Raw genomic sequence first — 20388 nt, 5'->3', positions numbered from 1 at the left:
CCGCGGCGAGGATTTAAGGTATGGCCTCCCAGCATCGGCGAGTGTTCGGCAAGGTATTCCAGCATGACTCTTGCAAGGCTGCCCTTTGTGCAGGGAAAGTCTTGGCAGAGACACCGTTCCTGACGTTGAGATGACTTTGAAAGGCTTGAAGCCCATGAAACGCGTAACCCTGGCTCTCTCTCTTGCTCTCGCCGCCGGCCTCTCTGCCCAGGCCGCCGACGCGCAAACGCTCAAGACCGTCAAGGATCGGGGCACACTGTCCTGCGGCGTCAGCCAGGGCCTGCCCGGCTTCTCCTCGCCCGACGACAAGGGCAACTGGACCGGCCTCGACGTCGATGTCTGCCGCGCCATTGCGGCTGCGATCTTCAACGATCCGACCAAAGTCAAATACGTGCCGACCTCGGCCAAGGACCGCTTTACCGCGCTGCAGTCCGGCGAGATCGACGTGCTCTCGCGCAACACCACCTGGACCATCTCGCGCGACACCTCGCTCGGCGCCAACTTCACCGGCGTGACCTATTATGACGGGCAGGGCTTCATGGTGAAGAAGTCGCTCAAGGTGAATTCCGCACTGGAACTGAACAGTGCCTCGGTCTGCGTGCAGACCGGCACCACCACCGAGCAGAACCTCGCCGACTACTTCAAGGCCAACAACATGAAGTACGAGGTGATCGCGTTCGGCACCAACGACGAAACCGTCAAGGCCTACGAGGCCGGCCGCTGCGACGTCTTCACCACCGACCAGTCGGGCCTCTACGCCAACCGTCTGAAGCTCGCCAATCCCAACGACCATATGGTTCTGCCGGAGATCATCTCGAAGGAGCCGCTCGGACCGATGGTGCGCCATGGCGATGACCAGTGGTTCGACATCGTGAAATGGACGCTGTTCGCCATGATCACCGCCGAAGAGCTCGGCGTGACCTCGAAGAACGTCGACGAGAAAGCCAAAATGGAAAATCCGGAGCTGAAGCGCGTGCTCGGCACCGACGGCAATTTCGGCGAACAGCTCGGCCTGACCAAGGACTGGGTGATCCGCATCGTCAAGGCCGTCGGCAATTACGGCGAAGTGTTCGATCGCAACGTCGGCGCCGGCTCGCCGCTCGCCATCAACCGCGGTCTGAACAATCTCTGGAACAAGGGTGGTCTTCAGTACGCGCCGCCGATCCGCTGATTCCGCCCGATCGGTCGGCACACGGCAATGAGCACCGAGGCTCGTAAACCGCCGCTCCAGATCGCCCTGAAGATCAGGCGCCTTCTGGGTGGCAAGGCAGGCTGGAACGGCGTCGCCGTCCAGTTTGCCTTCGCGGCGGTGCTGGGCTGGATCGCCTACGAGATCATCTCGAACGCGCGCACCAACGTCGAGAACCAGCACATTGCCACCGGCTTCGGTTTCCTTTCGAACAACGCCGGCTTCGACGTCAACCAGACCCTGATCTCCTATACCGGCTCCGACACGTTCCTGCGGGTGTTCGTGGTCGGCCTATTAAACACGTTCGTCGTCTCTGTGGTCGGCATCGTGTTCTCCACGGTGATCGGCTTCATCGTCGCGCTGTGCCGGCTGTCGCCGAACTGGCTGGTGTCGCGCGTCGGCGAGATCTATGTCGAGATCATCCGCAACCTGCCGCTGCTGTTCCAGATCCTGTTCTGGTACCTGGCGGTGTTGGCGGCGCTGCCCAATCCGCGACAGAGCATCTCGTTTCTCGGCATCGCCTTCATCAGCAATCGCGGTCTCGTCATTCCGCAGCCGATCGGCCAGGCCGGTCTGGAGCCGTTCCTGGCGGCGCTGGCCTTGGGCATCTTGGCGGCGCTGGCCTTGCGCGTCTACGCGCGACGAGCGCTGTTCCAGCGCGGGCAGATGATCCGCATCTGGCCTTACGCGCTGGGCCTCGTCATTGGGCTGCCGCTTGTGACGATGCTGGTGTTCGGTCTGCCGTTTACGGTCGAGCTGCCGCAACTCAAGGGATTCAATTTCGCCGGCGGCGCGCGCATCATCCCGGAATTCGTAGCGCTGACTCTGGCGCTGTCGACTTACACTGCGGCTTTTATCGCCGAGATCGTGCGCGCCGGTATCCTGTCCGTCCACGCCGGCCAGATGGAGGCGGGGGCCTCGCTCGGCCTCAGCCGTGGCACCACACTGCGGCTGATCGTGGTGCCACAGGCGATGCGCGTGATCGTGCCGCCGCTGACCAACCAGTACCTCAACCTCACCAAGAATTCCTCGCTGGCGGTCGCGATCGGCTATCCGGATCTCTTCTCGGTGTGGGCCGGCACGTCGCTCAGCCAGACCGGCCAAGCGATCGAGATCATCACCACGACGATGGGCGTCTACCTCCTGATCTCGCTCATCACCAGCGCCGTCATGAGCGTCTACAGTTGGCGCCTCAGCCGGAGTCTCGGCGCATGACCGACATCACCGCGTCATCCTTCGTCCGCGATGACCTGGTCGCCGAGCGGCCCGCGCCGGTGAAGACCACCGGTTTTGTCGGCCTGCTGCGCACCCGCCTGTTCAATTCGCCGACCAACATTCTCCTGACGATCCTGGGCGCGCTGCTGCTCTGGTTCACCATCATTCCATCCGTCAGGTTCCTGATCGTCGATGCGGTCTGGAGCGGCCAGGATCGGACGGCTTGCCTCGCTGAGAACGCCGGATTCACCGTCGGCGCCTGCTGGCCCTACATCCAGGCCAAGCTGCCGCAGCTGATCTACGGCTTCTATCCGGAAGCCGAGCGCTGGCGGGTCAATCTCACGCTGATCCTGGCGGCCGCGCTGCTGCTGCCGCTGCTGATCCCGCGCCTGCCGGCCAAAGGCCTCAACGCCAGCCTGTTCTTCTTCGCCTTTCCGGTCGTCGCGTTCTTCCTGTTGCATGGCGGCGGCATCAGCGGCTTCGGCCTGAGCTGGACTGCCGGCCTGCTGGAACTGTTCGACGACAGCATCGTCAGCGCCGGGCAGGTGCTGCTCAGCCTGAGCAAGACATCGGCGATCGCGCCGCTGCTGTGGGTTGTCGGCAATCTCATCGTGCTGGCTGGCACCGCGATTCATTGGCTGATCTTCCCGTTGACCTGGCTGCGCGACCAGATCCAGGCGTCAGGGCAGTCGGTCTGGCTCGATTTTGCCATCACGACGGCGTTCGTCTCGTTGATCGCCTTTGTCCTCAGTGGCGGCATGCGCACGGGATGGCGCGCGCTCGCCTCGAGCATCGCCACCTTCGTCACCATCGCAATCGTTATCAAGCTGATGGGGCTCGACCGCGGCGGTCTGCCGATCGTCGCGACCAATCTCTGGGGCGGTCTCCTGGTGACGCTGGTGGTCTCCGTGACCGGCATCGTCACCTCGCTGCCGATCGGCATCGCGCTGGCCCTCGGTCGGCGCGCCTCCATCCCGCTGATCCGGATCTTCTCGATCGCGTTCATCGAGTTCTGGCGTGGCGTGCCACTGGTCACGGTGCTGTTCTTCGCCACCTACATGCTGCCGCTGTTCCTGCCGGGCAATTTCACCGTCGACGGCCTGGTGCGCGCGCTGATCGGCATCGCGCTGTTCACGGGCGCCTACCAGGCCGAGAACGTCCGCGGCGGCCTTGCTGCGATCCCGCGCGGGCAGGGGGAGGCAGCGGCGGCGCTCGGGCTGTCCTGGTGGAAGACCACGTCGCTGATCGTGCTGCCGCAGGCGCTGCGGCACGTCATCCCGAACCTCGTCAACAGCTTCATCTCGCTGTTCAAGGATACCTCGCTGGTGTCGATCGTCGCGCTGTTCGATCTGCTGGGTTCGCTGCGTGCCTCGTTCGCCGACCCCAAATGGTCGACGCCCTCGACCTTGTTCACCGGCTTTGCCTTCGCCGGGATCATCTACTTCATCTTCTGCTTTGGAATGTCCCGCTACTCGCTCTTCGTCGAGCGCCGCCTCAACGCCCACCGCCGCAACTGATCGAGCTCACCATGACCGCAGATCCCATCGTCAACATTTCCGGCCTCAACAAATGGTACGGCGAATTTCACGTGCTGCGCGACATCGACCTCGAGGTCAACAAGGGCGAGCGCATCGTGATCTGCGGCCCCTCGGGGTCCGGCAAATCGACACTGATCCGCTGCATCAATGCGCTCGAGGAATTCCAGGAGGGCGAGATCGTCGTCGACGGCATCGAACTCGGGCCGAACCTCAAGCATGTCGATGCGGTGCGCCGCGAAGTCGGCATGGTGTTCCAGAGCTTCAATCTGTTCCCGCACCTCACCGTGCTGGACAATTGCACGCTGGCGCCGATCTGGGTCCGCAACATCCCCAAGAAGGACGCCGAGGAGACCGCGATGAAATTCCTGGAGCGGGTCAAGATCCCGCACCAGGCCAACAAGTTTCCGGGGCAGATGTCCGGCGGGCAGCAGCAGCGCGTCGCGATCGCGCGCGCGCTCACCATGAACCCGAAGGTGATGCTGTTCGACGAGCCGACCTCGGCGCTCGACCCCGAGATGGTCAAGGAGGTCCTCGACACCATGGTCGACCTGGCCGATGAGGGCATGACCATGCTGGTCGTCACCCACGAGATGGGCTTTGCCAAGGAGGTCGCCAACCGCGTGGTGTTCATGGATGCCGGCCAGATCATCGAGGCCAACACGCCGAACGAATTCTTCGCCACGCCCCAGCACGCCCGAACGAAACTGTTCCTGAGCCAGATCCTGCGCTGATCTCGTAGGATGGGCAAAGGCGCCCTTGCGCCATGCCCACCCTCCGTCCTCAACCTTGGCAAACCTGGGCTCGACCTCGTCGGAGCTTCGTAATCTCTCCTCAACCATATCCACGGTTGCGCGTCCGCCGCTTCACGCGTCCGAAAGTTCTTTCTGCACCTATGGCCTGAAAACGGAGGCGCTCGTGCTGGACCTCGTATTCGGCCTCAATACCCGCCTGGGGCGTTTGCAGTTCTTCCTCGCCACGCTCGTGCTCGCGGTGGTGATGACTGCGATCTGCTTCGTGGTCGCGATGTCGGTGCTGCGCAACGTCAATTCGGCCAATATCCGCCCCGATGATCTCCTAAAGAACGGGGGAATCATCGCGGCGATGGCGTTCTTCGCAATTGCGACGATCGAACTGTACTCGATGCGCTTCCGCGACATCGGCTGGGACCCGGTCTGCGTCGTCCCGGCCTGGATCGCGTTGATGATCGTCGACTACGTCGTTGCGATGAAGTTTCCGGCCTATGCGCTTGGCCAGGAGCACACCGGCACGGTCGTCGGCAGCATTGCCAATCTCGTGCTGACGCTGGCGCTGTTGTTCTGGCCGAGCCGCGACCGCTACACCTGAAGCGAGCGGTCGCCGCCATCCCGACCCTAGACGAACGGCAGCTTGATGTTGCTGCGCTTCTCCAGCCATTCCGGCACCGGCAGGTTCTTGGCCCGCATGAAGTCGGCGTTGAACAGCTTCGACTGATAGCGGCTGCCGGAATCGCAGAGAATGGTGACGATGGTTTTGCCGGGGCCAAGCTGCTTGGCTAGCCGCATTGCACCGACGATGTTGATGCCGGTGGACCCGCCGAGGCAAAGGCCTTCGTGCTGCAGCAGCTCGTAGATCATCGTGACGGCTTCCGCATCGGGAATGAGATAGGCGTCGTCGACCTTGGCGCTCTCGACGATCGCGGTTTTCCGGCCGAGCCCGATGCCTTCCGTGATGGAGTCGCCGGGCGTTGCCTTGGCCTCGCCGGTCCTGAAGTATTCAAACATGCCAGCGCCGTGCGGATCGGCGCAGGCGATCCGGATATCCTTGTTCTTCTCTTTCAGAAAACGGCTGATGCCGGCGAGCGTGCCGCCGCTGCCGACCGAGCAGACGAAGCCGTCGATCTTGCCGCCGGTCTGCTGCCAGATTTCGGGACCGGTCGAGTCGTAATGTGCCTTGGCGTTGTCGAGATTGTTCCACTGGTCGGCGAACAGCACGCCGTTCGGCTCGGTCTTGCGCAGCTCGTCGGCAAGACGACGGCCGACATGCTGGTAGTTGTTCGGATTTGAGTAGGGCAATGCCGGCGATTCCAGCAGCTCGGCGCCGCACAGCTTCAGAAAATCCTTCTTCTCCTGGCTCTGCGTCTCCGGGATCACGATCAGCGTGCGATAGCCCCGCGCGCTCGCCACCACCGCAAGACCGATGCCGGTGTTGCCGGCGGTCGCTTCCACCACGAGACCGCCCGGCTTCAGTTCGCCGCGCTTCTCGGCTTCCTGGATCATCCATTTGCCGGCGCGGTCCTTGACCGACTGGCCGGGATTCATGAACTCGGCCTTGCCGAGAATGGTGCAGCCGGTCAGTTCGGACGCGCGCTTGAGCTTGATGAGCGGGGTGTTGCCGATGGCGTCGACAACGTCGTTTTTGATGGTCATGTCAGGCAATTACCGGCTGGATGCGAGAAGTCACCAGACCCTAAAGTAGGGTTGCCGGGCTTACAAGCGACCCCTTGCAAGGCGAGGGCGCAAACTCTTATTGCTGCTTTGCGAAGATGACCTGCCGGACGTCGATATTGCCGGACAGGAATCCGGCCTCGCAATAGGCGAGATAGTACTCCCACAGCCGCCGGAACCGGTCGTCGAAGCCCAGCGGGACCAAGCCCGGCCAGGCCGCGCGAAAGTTATTTCGCCAGGTGGCAAGCGTCTTGGCATAATCTTGCCCGAAGATGCGCTCGCCGATGACGGGGACGTTGAACCGGTCCCCGAGCGACTTCAGCACCGCGGGCGAGGGCAACATGCCGCCGGGAAACACATAGCGCTGGATGAAGTCCACCTCGCGCCGGTAGCCCTGGAAAAGCTTGTCCTGGATCGTGATGGCCTGGATGCCGGCCAGCCCGCCCGGCAGCAGCCGGTCGCGCAGCTGGGCGAAATAGCGCGGCCAGAACTGCTCGCCGACCGCCTCGATCATCTCGATCGAGGCGATCCGGTCGTAGCGATCCCGCTCGTCGCGATAATCCTGCAGCCGGATCTCGACCTTCTCCGCGAGGCCCGCTTCGTGGATGCGCTTGCGCGCGAAGTCGCGCTGCTCGGTCGAGATCGTGAGGCCGACGACGCGCGCGCCAAACGTCTTGGCGGCGAACTCGGCGAAGCCGCCCCAACCGCAGCCGATCTCGAGCAGCTTCTGGCCGGGCTTCAAGTCGAGCGCTTCGGCGAGGCGCCGATATTTGTTGGTCTGCGCGGCCGTGAGGTCCGTGGTGGTCTCGTCGTACAGGGCCGAGGAATAGGTCATGCTCGGATCGAGCCATGCCGAGTAGAACGCATTGCCGATGTCGTAATGGGCGTGGATGTTGCGCCTCGCCTGGCGGCGGGTGTTGCGGTTGAACCAGTGCTGCACCATCTGGACGAACCGCATCAGCGGCTTGTCACGCAGCATCGCCTGGATCAGATCGTGGTTGACGCAGAACAGGTAGAGAAACTGCGTCAGGTCCGGCGTATCCCAATCGCCGGCCAGATAGGCTTCCGCGATGCCGATATCGCCGCTATTGATCAGCCGCGCGGCGACGCTGTAATTGTGGAGGCGCATCGCAGCCTTCGGGCCCGGCTCGTTTCCGCCCAGCCGGATCAGGCGCCCGTCGGGCAGCGTGACGTCGAGCGTACCGCGCCGCAGTCGCGCCCCGAAGGCCAGCGCAAGGCGGACGATGCGCGGCAGGTCGGCAAACACTGTTTCGACGTCGTCGGGCGTCACCGAGATGGCATTCGACATCGGAAAATCCATCAACTGAACGGATACTGTCCGACCGCGAGCCGAGCGCGCCTATCCCGCTTCTATCGCTGGACCCGCGCGCGCCCCGCAACCGGTCAGCTATCAGCAATATAGGGATGCACTTTGTCGTGCGCCAAGGTGGTTTCGCCGTTACGCTGCTCTGCGGCATTCGGCCGTGGCACCAGCCGGACACCCTTCAGCCAAAGCCGCAGCGCCTCCCAGTGGATCGCCGCCATCACCTTGAGGCTGACGAGCGGCAACGCAACGAACGACCGCAGCAGGGCGGCGGACGTCAGGGCGCGGCGGCGACCGCTGAAGGTCGCCGCGAGCAGCGGGCCGTCGCGGTCGGTCTCCAGAATGCGCAGCTTGACCGTGTCGGACGGTGGCAACACACGAAAATGGTAGCGCATTGCCATCGGCATGAAGGGTGAGACGTAGAACAGTTTGTCCTGCTGCTGCCGCAGGCCCGCATCGGTCCATTCACCCGGCTGCACCGGCAGGATGTATGGATGAATCTCACCAAACGTGTTGCGCACCTCGTAGATCATCAGCGCCAGTTGGCCATCTGCGCGATAGCAGAAGTAGACCGAGAGCGGGCTGAAGCCGTAGCCGAGCAGGCGGGGATAACAGAGCAGCTCGACCCGGCCGCCACCGAGGTCGATGCCGTGTGCGGCCGCGCGGCCCTCCGCATAGGTGCGCAGCGAGGAGCCGTCGCGCGGGCCGTGGTCTTTCTCGTGAAAACTGTAGAGCGCAGCGCGGTTGACGCCGAACAGCGCCGTCTGCCGGTCGGCCTCGCCAAGCCGGTCGAGATCAATCAGCAGGCTCATAACGCGGTAGCTGAAGCGATGGCCCATCGGCTTCAGCCGCGCATGCATGACGTCGCCGAAATAGAGCGCAGCGGCATCGGTGGCGGGAAGGGCTCTCGTCTCCATCGCGCTACTCCGCGGCCTCCGCGAGCTCGACTGGTGCCGCGCGCCAGGACGCAGTCGCCCCGAGAGCCTCGGCGACGCCAAGGCCCGAGCGCAGGCCATCCTCGTGAAAGCCATAGCCGGTCCAGGCGCCGCAGAACCAGGTGTGCTGCGTCCCCTGGATTTCGCCAAGCCGCTTCTGCGCGGCGAAGGCCGCCGCATTGTACTGCGGATGCTCGCAGAGGTAATGGCCGAAGGTGAGCTCGGGCGCGGGCTCGAACGGCGGGTTGAGGCTGACGAACAGCGGCATGTCGGGATCGATGCCCTGGAGGTTGTTCATCCAGTAGGTCACCGCGACGTCGTTCGTCGCATCTCCCTCGCGCTGCCAGCGCAGGAAATTCCACGACGCCCAGGCATGCCGGCGCTTCGGCATCAGCCTGACGTCACGATGGAGATAGACCCTGTTCGGGGAATAGCGGATGGCACCGAGGATGTCGCGCTCGCGCGGGTCTGCGTCGGACAACATCGCGAGCGCCTGGTCGCTGTGGGTGGCGATCACCACGTGATCGAATGTCTCGCACCCACCATGGCTGTCATGGACGACGACGCCATGAGGGCTTCGCTCGACCGACGTGACCGCGCAGCCGAGCCGGACGCGATCCTTGAACCCGGCCTGCAGCCGCTCGACATAGCGCCGGCTGCCGCCCTTGACCGTGCGCCAGACCGGGCGGTCGTAGTGCAGCAGGCGATGATTGTCGAAAAAGGTGACAAAGTTCTCGGCCGGAAAGTCGAGCATCTCGTTCGCAGGCGCGGACCAGATCGCGGCGCCCATCGGTGCGAGATAGTCGGTCAGCAGCCGTTTGGAGAAACGCCGTTGCTGGACGTAGTCGCCGAGTGTCAGCCCGCTCAGGCGGCCGTTGCGCAAATCGTCGATACTTTGCCGACCGAATGTCGGGATCTCCGTGAGCATCCGCAGGTAGGACGGAGAGAGCAGGTTGCCAGCCTGCGCAAACAGGCCTGCCGCCGTCTCCCGCCAGTCATTGCCGCCGCCGCGCCATTCGAACCGGCCGCGGTCGGCTGAGACGGCAAAGCTCATGCAGCTCGCCACCGTCTCGACGCCGAGATGGGCGAACATTGCGGTCAGGTCGGGATAGTTGAGCTCGTTGTAGACGATGAAGCCGATGTCGACCGCGACCGGCGTGCCCTTGTAGTCGATGGTGACGGTGTGGCTGTGGCCGCCTGGGCGTAGCTCGCGGTCATAGACGGTCACTGGATAGCGCTGCGAAAGCGTCCAGGCCGCCGCGTTGCCGGCGATGCCCGTTCCGATGACCGCGATGCGCATGTGTGAAAGTGTCCCTGCCTCGTGTGAAGCAAGCTACGGTGCGTTGCGGTGCAGGTTTCAGTGGAGCAAAGGCGGCGTTCGCTGGTCTCGCGGCCAGTGTGGCCGCAATATCACATGAAATCTTGGTAAGCTTGAACGCGCTTCGGAGTGGCACGGCAAATCAAAAAGTCCCTGCGGGACAGTAGCTTTTTGTATTTTCGTTGTCTCGAACCGGCTGTGATCGGGCGTGCTTTTCGCAGGTGCGGGACTGTCCCGCAGTTCCGCACCCGGCTAGGATGAAATTCAGGTTCCGCAGAAAGCATCACGCTGTGATCGAGCTACAGAAAGGCCTCCAGCCGCCCGCCCGCGAATCGGCTAATCCGGCCGCGCGGTGGCGGCGTGATCTGCCTGGCAGGGGGTGGATGTGACACAGCGGGTTCCGGCCGTCGCGAAGCGGCAATTCCTCGGGTCTGCGTCGCGAACGCTGCGTGCGGTCGCCGTGGTGTGCCTGGCTTCGAGCTCGGGCGCCTGCGTCCTCACCCAGGACCTTCCCGATCCCGCGCTCGATGTCCCCACGCAGTACAAATACGCCGGGAAGGCGGATGCGCCGCCGACGCTGGATTGGTGGCGCGGCTTCCGCTCGACCGAACTGACGCAGCTGATGGAGGAGGCGCAGACCGTCAACCTCGACATCGCGGCCGCGGTCTCGCGGATCGTGGAGGCCGACGCCCAGGCGCGCCAGGCGGGTGCGGCATTGCTGCCCAGCCTGTCGGGAAGCGGTTCGGAGACGTATTCGCGCACGTCCGGCTCGAGCGCGTCGGGCCTTACCAATGGCGGCCGTGAAGTCGTCAACTATTCCGCGTCGCTGAGTGCCAGCTACCAGCTCGATTTCTGGGGCCAGAACCGCGACGCGTTGCAGACGGCGGAGGAGACCGCCAATGCCAGCCGGTTCGACCGCGACACCGTCGCGCTGACGACGCTCGCAGCCGTCGCCAATGCCTATTTCCAGGTGCTGTCCTCGCAGGACCGCCTGCGCACCGCCCAGCGCAACATCGCCAGCGCCCAGCGCATCCTCGATGCCATCCGGGAACGCCGCAAAGCCGGCACCGGCACCGATCTCGACGTCGCCCAGCAGGAGAGCGTGCTGGCCAACCAGAAGGCGCTGGTGCCACCGCTGCGCCAGACCCTCGACCAGAACACCAATGCGCTGGCGGTGCTGGTGTCGCGTCCGCCGGAGAGCGTGCGCCTCGCGGGCGGCTCGCTGGACCGGATCGCGATCCCGCGGGTCACGCCCGGCCTGCCGTCCGAGCTCCTGACCCAGCGGCCGGACATCCGCCGGCAGGAGGCGCAGCTCGCCTCGGCCACCGCCAATATCGGCAATGCGCGTGCGCAGTTCTTCCCGACCATCCAGCTCACCGGCAATGGCGGCTATCAGAGCTCGGCGCTCGTCTCGCTGTTCCAGCCGCACGCAGCGTTCTTCCAGCTGGTCGGCAGCGCGACCCAGCCGATCTTCGACGGCGGCAAGATCCTTGGCAATTTCGAGTACGCGAAAGCGCGGCAGGAAGAGCTGCTGCAGACTTACCGCAAGACCATCGTTCAGGCCTTCACCGACGTCGACAATGCGCTGTTCTCGATCAAGCAGACCACGATCAAGCTGCAATTGCAGCGCGATGTCGTCAACGCCTCGCGGCGCGCCTTCGACCTTGCGGAGCAGCAACTGCGCGCCGGCACGGCCGATATCGTCACCGTGCTCAACACCCAACTGACGCTGTTCCAGGCCGAAGACACCCTGGCGCAGGCGCAGCTCGCACGCCTTCTTGCCATTGTCAGCCTGTATCAGGCGCTTGGCGGCGGCTGGGAGCCGCGAATGGAGAAACCGGTCAATGCTCTTTAAGCCGGAAACGAAGGACAACGCGAAACAGGGGACGGCGAAAAAGTCGCGCGGCCGCGGCTTCGTCATGACCCTGATCACGCTCGCGATCCTCGGCGGCCTCGGCTATCTCGGCTGGACCGTGATGCAGCAGAAGCCGCAACAGGCGGCCGGCGGTCGAGGCCAACAGCGGCCCGATCTGCCGGTGCCCGTGCTGGCGGCGACACCCATGGTCCAGGACGTGCCGGTCTATCTCGACGGGGTCGGCGCGATCCGCGCGCTCAACACCGTCACCGTTCGCTCGCAGGTCGACGGCAAGCTGATTGCCGTGAAGTTCACCGAAGGCCAGGACGTCAAGAAGGGCGACGTGCTCGGCGAGATCGACCCGGCGCTCTACCAGGCGACCTATGACCAGGCCGTCGCCAAGAAGGCGCAGGACGAAGCCCAGCTCGCCAACCAGCGCATCGACCTGACGCGCTACGAGCAGCTCGCGGCCTCCAATGCCGGCTCGAAGCAGCAGGCCGACACCCAGCGCGCCGCGGTCGCCCAGACCGAGGCGCTGGTCAAGGCTGACCAGGCCGCGATCGACAACGCGGCGGCGACGCTGAGCTACACCAAGATCGTGGCGCCGCTGTCGGGCCGGGCCGGCCTGCGCCAGGTCGACCAGGGCAACATCATCCACGCCGCCGACACCACCGGCCTCGTCGTCATCACGCAATTGCAGCCGATCGCGGTGTGGTTCAGCCTGCCGCAGCAGCAGATCATGCGCGTCAATGCGGCCGCAGCGAAGGGCTCGCTTGCAGTCGACGTGTTCGGCAATGACGGCGTCACCGTGATCGACACCGGCAAGCTCACCGGCATCGACAACCAGGTCGACCAGACCACCGGCACGCTCAAGCTCAAGGCGGAATTCCCCAACGCCAATTACCAGCTCTGGCCCGGCCAGTTCGTCAATGTCCGCCTCAAGGTCGAGACATTGTCGCAGGCGCTGGTGGTGCCGACATCGGCGGTGCAGCGCGGACCGATCGGCACGTTCAGCTATGTCATCGGCGAGGGCGACATCGTCTCGGCCAAGCCGGTGACGGTGACGCAGCAGAATGAGCATGACGCGGTCATTGCGAGCGGCCTTTCGCCGAACGACCGGGTCGTGACCACGGGCTTTGCCAATCTGTCCGACGGCTCCAAGGTGATCGTCGGCCGCGATGAGCAGACGCCCTCGGCCGATCTCGCCCCGCGCAAGCGCACGCGCGCGCCTCAGGGGGACGGGAAGGGCGGTCAGGCCAAGGACGGGCCGAAGGACGGATCGGGCAAGGACGGCGAATTCCGCGCCAAGCGGAAAAGCAGCGAAGGCGACCAGAAGGGGCAGACCGGACCGGCACCGGGGCCAGGAGCAAGTCCAAGTCCAAGTGCAAGTCCGAGTGCATCGGGGGCTGGAGCAAAGCAGCCATGACCCGGACAAAGTCGGACTGACGACGAGGCGCATCTCATGGGTGTCTCAGAACCCTTCATCCGCCGGCCGATCGCAACCTCGTTGCTCGGTATTGCGCTGCTGATTGGCGGCGCGCTCGGCTATTTCGCGCTGCCGGTCTCCGCGTTGCCGCAGGTCGATTTCCCGACCGTGCAGGTGTCGACGCAGCTGCCGGGCGCGAGTCCCGACGTGATCGCTTCGCTGATCACCGCGCCGCTGGAGCGGCAGCTCGGGCAGATCCCGTCGCTGACGGCGATGAATTCGACGAGTTCGTTCGGCGTCAGCCAGATCTCGCTGCAGTTCGATCTCAACCGCGACATCGACGGCGCGACGCAGGACGTGCAGGCCGCGATCAACGCCGCCGCAGGCGTCTTGCCCAAGACGCTGCCTTACCCGCCGACCTACGCCAAGGTGAACCCGGCGGATGCGCCCGTGATGACGCTGGCGCTGCGCTCGGATACGATCTCGCTGCGCGCGATGAGCGATATCGCCGACACGCTGCTGGCGCAGCGGCTCAGCCAGATTTCCGGCGTGGGTCGTGTTTCCGTGCTCGGCGGGCTGAAGCCGGCCGTGCGCATCCAGGCGGATCTGGCGCGGCTGGCTGCCTACGGCATCGCCATGGAGGATCTGCGCAACGCGATTGCCAACGCCAACGTCTCGGGGCCGAAGGGCTCCCTCGACGGCGCCCAGCAATCCTACATCATCGCGGCCAACGACCAGATCGCCGCCGCCGACGCCTACAGGCCGATCATCATCGCCTATCGCAACGGTTCGCCGGTCACGATCGGCGACGTCGCGCAGATCGTCGACGGGCTCGAGAATGATCGCACCGGCGGCTGGTACCAGGGCACGCCGGCCGTCATCATCGACATCCAGCGCCAGCCTGGCGCCAATGTCATCGACGTCGTCAGCCAGATCCGCGCCGAGATCCCGAAGGTCCAGCGCGCCATACCGGCCGGCGTGCACCTGACCATCGTCTCCGACCGCACCGTCACCATTCGCGCCTCCGTCCACGACGTGCAGTTCACGCTGATCCTCAGCGTGGTGCTGGTGACGCTGGTGGTGCTCTTGTTCCTGCGCTCGCTGCGCGCCACGTTGATCGCGGGCGTAGCGCTGCCGCTGTCGCTGATCACGAGCTTCGGCATCATGTATTTTGCCGGCTTCAGCCTCGACAATCTGTCGCTGATGGCGCTCACGATCGGCACCGGCTTCGTGGTCGACGACGCCATCGTCATGATCGAGAACATCGTTCGCCATATGGAGAATGGCGACAGCGCAATGACCGCCTCGCTCAAGGGCGCGAGCGAGATCGGCTTCACCGTGACCTCGCTGACGGTGTCGCTGATCGCGGTGTTCATCCCGCTGCTGTTCATGTCGGGCCTGGTCGGCCGCATGTTCCGCGAATTCGCGCTGACCTTGACGATCGCGGTCGTGACCTCGGCGGTGGTGTCGCTGACGCTGACGCCGATGATGTGCTCGCGCCTGCTCAAGCACGCCCATGAGGAGCTGGCGGTGCCGGGGCTGGCTGCCATCAGTCGCTTCATCGACCGCACCGTCGACTTCTACCACCGCACGCTGCTCGTGGTGTTGCGGCACCAGCGCACCACGCTGGTCGTGACCTTTGCCACGCTGGTCGCGACGCTGGTGCTCTATGTCGTCGCACCGAAGGGCTTTTTGCCGCTCCAGGACACCGCCTCGATCACGGCTGTGACGGAGGCGGGGCCCGATGTCTCGTTCGGAGAGATGCAGAAGCGGCAGGCCGAGATCGCCGACGCCATCAAGGCCGACCCCGACGTGACCGGCGTGGTCTCGGTGATCGGCGCGGGCTCGGTCAACCCGACCACCAATGTCGGACGCCTGGTCATGAGCCTGACGCCTCGCGGCGAGCGGCGTGACGATGTCAGCGTCGTCATTGCCCGGCTGAAGGAGAAGGTCGCCGGCATCCCCGGCATGACCGTCTACTTCCAGCCTGTGCAGGACGTGCAGATCTCGACCCAGTCGAGCCGGTCGCAATACCAGTACACGCTGACCGGTACCGATGCGACGCTGGTGTCGGAATGGGCGAAGAAGCTCGTCGACGAGATGCGGCACGATCCCCTGTTCCGTGACGTCTCCTCGGAGGCCCAGGAGGGCGGCCTGCGCGCGCAGCTCGACGTCGACCGCACCCGGGCCGGGCAGCTCGGCGTCAGCCTGCAGGCCATCACCGACACGCTCAACGATGCCTTTGCGCAGCGGCAGATATCGACCATCTACGGCCAGGCAAACCAGTACCGCGTGGTGCTGGAAGCGCTGCCGATGTACCAGCGCGATCCCTCGATCCTGTCGAAGCTATATCTGCCGGGCGGGGCCAGCAGCTCGGTGGTCGGCGCGCCCAACGCGCAGGTCCCGCTCGACGCGGTGGCGACGCTGAAGCGCACCACGGCGCCACTGGCGATCTCGCACCAGGCGCAATTCCCGGCGATCTCGCTCTCCTTCAACCTCGCGCCGGGCGCCGCGCTCGGCGATGCCGTCGAGGCGGTGAAGGCGATCGAGACCCGGATTGAAATGCCCAACAGCATCGTCGGCGTCTATGCCGGCGACGCCGCCGAATTCGCCAAGGCGCTCGCAGGCCAGCCCTGGCTGCTGCTTGCTGCCGTGATCACGATCTACATCGTGCTCGGCGTGCTCTACGAGAGCTACATCCACCCGATCACGATTCTCTCGACGCTGCCCTCGGCCGGCGTCGGCGCCATCCTGGCGCTGATCCTGTGCGGGCAGGATCTCTCGGTCATCGGCCTGATCGGCATCATCCTGCTGATGGGCATCGTCAAGAAGAACGCGATCATGATGATCGACTTCGCGCTGGAGGCCGAGCGCGGGCAGGGCATGCCGGCGCATGAGGCGATCGTGCAGGCATGTCTGTTGCGCTTCCGCCCGATCATGATGACGACGCTGGCCGCGCTGTTCGGCGCGCTGCCGCTGGCGATCGAGAGCGGCACCGGTGCAGAGCTGCGCTTCCCGCTCGGCATCTCCATCATCGGCGGCCTGCTGCTGAGCCAGCTGCTGACGCTCTACACCACGCCGGTGATCTATCTCGCGCTCGACCGCATCAACCGCCGCCTCGAACAGGCGCTGCCGCCGCCGGAGCCCGACGCGCCGCCGACGGCGGGCGCGACCGAGGGGATGCAGTGATGGCGTCGATCTCGGAGCCCTTCATCCGCCGCCCCGTCGCAACCACGCTGCTGTCGATCGGGCTGTTTCTGCTGGGGGGCGTCGCCTACGAGTTCCTGCCGGTTGCTTCGGTCCCGAATGTCGACTTCCCCGCCATCTTCGTCTCGGCGAGCCGTCCCGGTGCCGACCCTTCCGTGATGGCCGCGACCGTGGCTGCGCCGCTAGAACGGCGGCTCGGCGAAATCGCAGGCATCAACCAGATCACGTCGACGAGCTCTCTCGGCACGGCCAACATCCAGCTCCAGTTCGATATCGGCCGCAACATCGACAAGGCGGCGCGCGACGTGCAGGCCGCCATCAACGCCGCGCTGGTCGACCTTCCCAGCGACCTGCCGGCGCTGCCGCGCTTCCGCAAGGCGAATACGGCAGGCGCCCCCGTCTTCGTGCTGGCGCTGACCTCCAAGACGCTGTCCGCCAGCGCCATCTACGACGTCGCCGATACCGTGCTGGCGCAGCGCATCTCGCAGGTGCCGGGCGTGGGCGATGTGACCGTGTCGGGCGCGGACCAGCCGGCGGTGCGGATCCAGCTCAATCCGGTGGCGCTGTCGAATGCGGGGATCGCGACCGACGACGTCCGGACCGCCATCATCAACGCCAACCCGCTCGGTCCCGTCGGCATCTTCAACGGCGAGCGCCAGAGCGAGACGCTGTCGCTGAACAGGCAGATGCGCACGGCCAAGGAATTCCGTGACATCGTCATCAAGAGTTCGAACGGCAATTTCGTCCGGCTCTCCGACGTCGCCGACATCGAGGACAGCGTCCGCAACGCGCGCTCCATCGCCTGGTTCAACAAGCAGCCGGCGGTGCTGATCCAGATCACCAAGCAGGGCGACGCCAACGTCATCGACACCGTCGACCGGGTGAAGGCGCTGGTCCCCGAGTTGAAGCAATGGATCCCGGCCGGCGTCGACGTGTCCACGCTGGTCGACCGCACCACCACGATCCGCGCCAGCGTGATGGACATGCAGTGGACGCTGCTCGCGACCGCGGTCCTGGTGATGGTCGTCGTGTTCGTGTTCCTGCGCCGGGTGACGCCGACGGTCGCGGCCGGCATTTCGGTGCCGCTGGCGCTGGCCGGTACCTGTGCCGGGATGTGGGTCGCGGGCTTCTCGATCGACAATCTGTCGCTGATGGCGCTCGCGATCTCGGTCGGTTTCGTGGTCGACGACGCCATCGTCATGATCGAGAACATGTTCCGCAATCTCGAGCACGGCATGCGGCCGATGCAGGCGGCGCTGGAGGGTGCCAAGCAGATCGGATTCACGGTCGTTTCGATCAGCCTGTCGCTGATCGCGGCGTTCACGCCGCTCCTTTTCATGAACGGGATTCAGGGACGCCTGCTGCGTGAATTTTCATTGACGCTGACCTTCGCTATCGTCGTCTCGACGCTGGTATCGCTGACCGTGACGCCGATGATCTGCGCCCATTACATCCGGCAGACAACATCGGGGACCGCGACGCTGTTCGATCGCATCATCGAAGGTCTGCTATCGCGTGTCGTCGCCTTTTATACCCACACTTTACGCGCTGTGCTCGAATTTCCGTTGTTAACGCTTCTGGTCTTCTTTGCCACCATTGGTCTAACTGTAACGCTCTACATCAAGATTCCCAAATCCGATTTCCCGGTCGACGATTCCGGCTTCGTCATTGGTGCCACGCGCGCCTCGGCTGATATCTCATTCCAGTCGATGCTGACCTTGCAGCAACGCCTCGCCGACATCGTGATGCAGGATCCAGCCGTGGCCGGCATCGGCTCCACGGTCGGCAGCGGAGTGGGGGGACCAGGTGGAGCGACCTCGAACCGAGGTACCATGTTCATCAGCCTGAAGCCGCCCGAGGAGCGCGATCATATCTCGACCCAGATCGTGATCGACCGGTTGCGGAAGGCACTTTTCCCCGTACCCGGCATCCGTCTCTTCATGTTCGCCGCCCAGGACGTCCGCGCCGGCGGTCGGCAGAGCGATTCCAACTACCAGTACACGCTTTCGAGCACCGACCTCGACCTCTTGCAGAAGTGGGCACCGATCGTGGCCAAGCGCATGGAGACGGTCGAGGGCATCACCGACATTTCCAGCGACCGCGATCCCGGCGGACTCCAGCTGACACTGAACATCGACCGCCAGAAGGCTGCAGCGCTCGGTGTCAGGGTTCAGGACATCGACAACGCCCTGAACAACGCCTTCTCGCAGCGCCAGATCGCGATCATCTACACCCAGCGCAACCAGTACATGACCGTGCTGGAGATCGACCCGAAATTCCAGGTCGATCCGTCCAATCTCGATCGCATCTATGTCGCCGGCTCGGGCGACGTGCAGGTGCCCCTGTCGGCCGTGGTCCACGCGAAGCGCGGGCTGGCTGCGCTCGCGGTCTATCATTCGCAGTCGGTGCCTTCGACGACGGTGTCGTTCAACACGTTGCCTGACGTCGACCTTCAGGCCGCGACGCAAAACATCCAGCGCGCGGTCGACGAGTTGCACATGCCTGAAGGCATCCGCGGCAGCTTTGACGGCAACGCCGGCGATTTCGCCAAGACCAGCGGCCGGCAGCCGCTGCTCATCCTCGGTGCGCTGGTCGCGATGTATATCGTGCTCGGCGTGCTCTATGAGAGCTTGGCCCATCCGCTCACGATCATCTCGACGCTGCCTTCTGCCGGCCTCGGCGCGCTGCTCGCGCTCCAGATCACCAACACGCCGCTGACGGTGATCGCCTTCGTCGGCATCATCCTGTTGATCGGCATCGTCAAGAAGAACGGCATCATGATGGTCGACTTCGCGCTCGATGCCGAACGCCAGCGTGGCCTGTCGTCTGCCGAAGCGATCTTCGAGGCCTGCCAGGCACGCTTCCGCCCGATCCTGATGACGACCATGGCGGCGCTGTTCGCCGGCATTCCGCTGGTCGTCGCGACCGGGCCGGGCACGGAGCTGCGCCGCCCGCTCGGCATCACCATCATCGGCGGCTTGTTCGTCTCGCAGATCCTGACGCTCTACACCACGCCCGTGATCTACCTCCTGATCGACCGTCTGCGCCGGCGGTCCGAGCCGCAAGCGCTCGCGGCGCCGGCGGAATAGGTTGTTGCAGCGCGGCTTCGAGCGTATAGCGGCGACATGTCGAACCCAGCTGAAACCGCGGCCGCAGCGCCGGAGCCGATTCCCGAATGCCCGCATTGCCAAAAGCCGATGCCGCTCTGCATCTGCGACAGTGTCACACCGATCGAGAACGAGCTGTCGCTCCTGATCCTCCAGCATCCGCAGGAGCAGGACAGGGCGCTCGGGACCGCGCGGCTGCTGGCCAAGCACTTCGAGAATGCCACGGTTCGCGTCGGCCTGTCCTGGCCGAGCCTGTCCAAGGCACTCGGGTACCCCATCGAGAACGCCTCGCATTGGGCCGTGCTCTATCTCGGCTCGTCCCGCGCCGCCGATCTCGATGTGGACAGCGAGATCGTGGCGCTCAACCGCAAGGGCGAGGTCGCCGACAACCAGCGCGCCATCTTCAATAAGCTCGAAGGCGTGGTGCTGCTCGACGGGACCTGGAGCCAGGCCAAGGCGTTGTGGTGGCGCAATCCCTGGATGCTGAAATGCCAACGCGTGATCCTCAACCCGAAGCGCCCGTCACGCTACGGGCGGTTGCGCAAGGAGCCGCGCAAGGACGGACTGTCGACCATCGAGGCAGCCGCAACGCTGCTGGCGGGCCTCGAGCGGCGTCCCGACATCGCCGAGACGCTGAACGCCAGTTTTGAACGGCTGTTGACGCGCTACCGCGAAGTTCAGGCCGAGATGCCGGAACTGGCGCCAAAGCCGGCGCCGAAAGGCCGGCGACGCGATTTCCGGCGCGGCAAACGGTCCTGATGTGAGCCGATCTCGTCCGTACGGTTGATTGCCCTGTCAGGAGCGGGCAGATACAGACCGTCCGAGCCGGAGCAGAAGGGGCAGCCGAATTC

14 protein-coding genes are annotated in these 20388 nt (G+C 64.8%); 10 read left to right on the top strand and 4 right to left on the bottom strand.

Annotated features, from left to right (window positions below; all coding sequences use genetic code 11):
- The first annotated feature begins 154 nt into the window (after positions 1-154).
- The 5 genes from QA645_RS22555 (at position 155) to QA645_RS22535 (ending at position 5286) form a co-directional block, all read left to right on the top strand.
- Entirely contained in the window at positions 155-1171 is a 1017-nt protein-coding gene (locus QA645_RS22555) for an amino acid ABC transporter substrate-binding protein (RefSeq protein WP_254131376.1), read from the top strand.
- A gap of 27 nt (positions 1172-1198) precedes the next feature.
- The gene (locus QA645_RS22550; RefSeq protein ID WP_283043972.1) at positions 1199-2404 is read left to right on the top strand and encodes an ABC transporter permease subunit; all 1206 of its coding nucleotides are present in this window, start codon (positions 1199-1201) and stop codon (positions 2402-2404) included.
- The gene (locus tag QA645_RS22545; protein WP_283043971.1) at positions 2401-3921 is read left to right on the top strand and encodes an amino acid ABC transporter permease; all 1521 of its coding nucleotides are present in this window, start codon (positions 2401-2403) and stop codon (positions 3919-3921) included. The genes QA645_RS22550 and QA645_RS22545 overlap by 4 nt, the downstream gene beginning before the upstream one ends.
- Positions 3922-3932: 11 nt before the next feature.
- Complete coding sequence (locus QA645_RS22540) at positions 3933-4673, top strand: amino acid ABC transporter ATP-binding protein (RefSeq protein WP_254131379.1); 741 nt, start codon at positions 3933-3935, stop codon at positions 4671-4673.
- Between the two features lie 184 nt (positions 4674-4857).
- Entirely contained in the window at positions 4858-5286 is a 429-nt protein-coding gene (locus QA645_RS22535; RefSeq protein WP_283043970.1) for a hypothetical protein, read from the top strand.
- A 26-nt stretch (positions 5287-5312) separates the two neighbouring features.
- Here the strand turns inward: QA645_RS22535 and QA645_RS22530 are convergent, their stop codons facing one another.
- The 4 genes from QA645_RS22530 to QA645_RS22515 form a co-directional block, all read right to left on the bottom strand.
- On the bottom strand, positions 5313-6347 hold the full coding sequence (locus QA645_RS22530; RefSeq protein WP_283043969.1) for a cysteine synthase A: 1035 nt from the start codon (positions 6345-6347) through the stop codon (positions 5313-5315).
- A gap of 97 nt (positions 6348-6444) precedes the next feature.
- On the bottom strand, positions 6445-7674 hold the full coding sequence (locus tag QA645_RS22525) for a cyclopropane-fatty-acyl-phospholipid synthase family protein (RefSeq protein ID WP_283043968.1): 1230 nt from the start codon (positions 7672-7674) through the stop codon (positions 6445-6447).
- Between the two features lie 95 nt (positions 7675-7769).
- Positions 7770-8606 (bottom strand): DUF1365 domain-containing protein, encoded by an 837-nt coding sequence (locus tag QA645_RS22520; protein WP_283043967.1) that lies wholly within the window; start codon positions 8604-8606, stop codon positions 7770-7772.
- A gap of 4 nt (positions 8607-8610) precedes the next feature.
- The gene (locus QA645_RS22515) at positions 8611-9924 is read right to left on the bottom strand and encodes an FAD-dependent oxidoreductase (protein ID WP_283043966.1); all 1314 of its coding nucleotides are present in this window, start codon (positions 9922-9924) and stop codon (positions 8611-8613) included.
- Between the two features lie 397 nt (positions 9925-10321).
- On the opposite strand from QA645_RS22515, the gene QA645_RS22510 reads away from it, so the two are divergent.
- Genes QA645_RS22510 through QA645_RS22490 form a run of 5 tightly spaced genes read left to right on the top strand, consistent with a single transcriptional unit; the run spans position 10322 to position 20296 of the window.
- Complete coding sequence (locus QA645_RS22510; RefSeq protein WP_254131385.1) at positions 10322-11797, top strand: efflux transporter outer membrane subunit; 1476 nt, start codon at positions 10322-10324, stop codon at positions 11795-11797.
- Entirely contained in the window at positions 11787-13223 is a 1437-nt protein-coding gene (locus tag QA645_RS22505; RefSeq protein ID WP_283043965.1) for an efflux RND transporter periplasmic adaptor subunit, read from the top strand. The genes QA645_RS22510 and QA645_RS22505 overlap by 11 nt, the downstream gene beginning before the upstream one ends.
- A 36-nt stretch (positions 13224-13259) precedes the next feature.
- Positions 13260-16412: an efflux RND transporter permease subunit gene (locus QA645_RS22500; RefSeq protein ID WP_283043964.1), complete on the top strand. Its 3153-nt coding sequence runs from the start codon at positions 13260-13262 to the stop codon at positions 16410-16412.
- On the top strand, positions 16412-19519 hold the full coding sequence (locus QA645_RS22495) for an efflux RND transporter permease subunit (RefSeq protein WP_283043963.1): 3108 nt from the start codon (positions 16412-16414) through the stop codon (positions 19517-19519). Before QA645_RS22500 ends, QA645_RS22495 begins: the two co-directional genes overlap by 1 nt.
- A 36-nt stretch (positions 19520-19555) precedes the next feature.
- The gene (locus tag QA645_RS22490) at positions 19556-20296 is read left to right on the top strand and encodes a tRNA-uridine aminocarboxypropyltransferase (RefSeq protein WP_283043962.1); all 741 of its coding nucleotides are present in this window, start codon (positions 19556-19558) and stop codon (positions 20294-20296) included.
- The last annotated feature ends 92 nt before the right edge of the window (positions 20297-20388 follow it).

Source organism: Bradyrhizobium sp. CIAT3101 (assembly GCF_029714945.1).
In the GTDB taxonomy this organism is placed as follows: domain Bacteria; phylum Pseudomonadota; class Alphaproteobacteria; order Rhizobiales; family Xanthobacteraceae; genus Bradyrhizobium.
The sequence above is the reverse complement of the archived record's forward strand: the minus strand, read 5'-3'. Positions and strand labels throughout refer to the sequence as shown.